Source organism: Candidatus Obscuribacterales bacterium (assembly GCA_036703605.1).
Classification (GTDB): domain Bacteria; phylum Cyanobacteriota; class Cyanobacteriia; order RECH01; family RECH01; genus RECH01.
In genome coordinates this window covers 1-2,058 of the sequence record DATNRH010000246.1, presented here as the reverse complement: position 1 = coordinate 2,058, position 2,058 = coordinate 1, and the positions used below count along the sequence as shown (strand labels likewise).

Genomic DNA, 2,058 nt, shown 5'->3' with positions numbered 1-2,058 from the left:
GATGGGCGTTACCTATATCTCAACTCCTCCCATGCGGCATTGTTTGGCTATCAAACTACGGAAGAACTGATCGGACAGAGTTGGCGAGTTATATATTCTCCTGAGGAACTAGAACGGTTTGATCAGGACATTTTGCCTGTTTTATACGAGCAAATGTCTTGGCAGGGAGAAGTAATAGCAACTCGCAAAGATGGAACAACCTTCCCTGAGCAGTTGTCGCTGACGATCGCAGCAGACAACCTCCTGATTTGTGTTTGCGAGGATATCAGCGATCGCAAGCAAGCAGAAGATGCCCTGCGGGAAAGTGAAGAAAAGTTCCGCCAACTTGCCGAAGTAGTCGATGCGGTCTTTTGGATCTTGCATCTCAATCGTACTGATCGGGTCTACGTCAGCCCCGCCTATGAACGGATTTGGGGCCGCCCCTGTGTCGAACTCTACGTGACCCCCGACGCCTGGGTTGAGATGATCCATGCTGGCGACCGGGAGCGGGTGTTAGCAGCTATTCCCAAACAAATTCAAGGCACCTTCGACGAAGAATATCGGATTATCCGCCCCGATGGCACCCAGCGCTGGATTCATGATCGGGCCTTCCCCATCCGCAATGCCCAGGGCGAGATTTACCGTCTAGCCGGCATTGCTGAAGATATTACTGAGCGCAAATACAGTGAAGAAATTATTCGTCAGCAAGCAGCACGAGAAACCGTCCTGCGGGAGATCAGCCAGCGTATTCGCCAATCCCTCGACCTACAGACTATTTTTGACACCGCCTGTCAGGAAATTCGCACCTGCCTGCAAGCCGATCGGGTGGGCATTTTCAAGCTTGACCCCAACTCTGGCTACAACAACGGCGAATTTGTGGCGGAGTCGGTGATGAATGGCTTCCCTTCCGTGGTGGCCATGCGGGTGCATGACCACTGCTTTGGTGAAAACTATGCCAACCTCTATGCCCAAGGGCGCTACTACGTCGTAGACGACATCTACCGGAATGGCTTAGAGACCTGCCATACCGACATTTTGAGCGAGTTTCAGGTGCGGGCCAACTTGGTCATGCCCTTGCTCTGCAACGATCAGTTGTGGGGGCTGCTGTGTGTTCATCAGTGTGATGGGCCCCGCTATTGGCAGCAGCCGGAAATTGCCCTAGGGCATCAACTGGCCAACCAGTTGGCGATCGCCATCCAGCAGGCCATTCTCTACGAACAGCTCCAGACCGAATTGCAGGAACGCCAAAGGGCAGAGACCAAAGTCATTCAGCAACTACGGCAGCAAACGGCCCTAGAGCTGATTCTGCAACAGATCCGACAGTCTCTCGATCTACAAGAAATCTTGGCGATTGCCACCCAGCAGGTGCAGGAGATTTTGCACAGCGATCGGGTGATCGTGTTTCAGGTTTGCCACGATGGCCACAGCCACATCGTCGAAGAAGCCGTCGCCCCCAACTTACCCCGCCTCAAATCTATGCACTGGGAGGATGAAATCTGGTCTCCAGAGATTCTAGAACACTACTGGCAGGGGCAGCCCCGAATTGTGCCAGACGTGATGGACGATATCTGGACAGGTTGTTTGGTGGACTATTCCCAGACCGGACAGATTCAGTCCAAAATTGTTGCCCCCATTCTCCAAGAACTGCACGATTCCGAAGCCCATCGCTGGGCATCTCCCGAGAGCAAGAATAAACTGTGGGGAGTACTAGTAGTTCATGCCTGCCATACCCGGCGGGTCTGGCATCAAGACGAGGCCCAGCTTTTGCAGCAAATTGCCAACCAACTGGCGATCGCCATCCAGCAATCCCACTTGTTTGAGCAGTTGCAGCAAGAACTCACCGAACGCCAGTTGGCTCAGCAACAGCTCACCGAACGTAACCAAGAACTGCTCCGTGCCACCCGCCTCAAGGATGAGTTCTTAGCCAACATGAGCCACGAACTTCGTACTCCCCTCAATGCCATTCTGGGTATGTCTGAGGGCTTGCAGGACGATGTATTTGGCCCAGTGAATACGGAACAAATTAGGGCTTTGCAAACCATCGAGCGCAGCGGTCTGCATCTATTAGAGTTAATCAAC

Annotated in this window: 1 protein-coding gene; it reads left to right on the top strand. The window is 53.1% G+C overall.

What is annotated here, in order from left to right:
• Window positions 1-2,058 (top strand): GAF domain-containing protein (locus tag V6D20_05225; protein HEY9815191.1); only part of this gene is annotated, 2,058 nt, incomplete at both ends.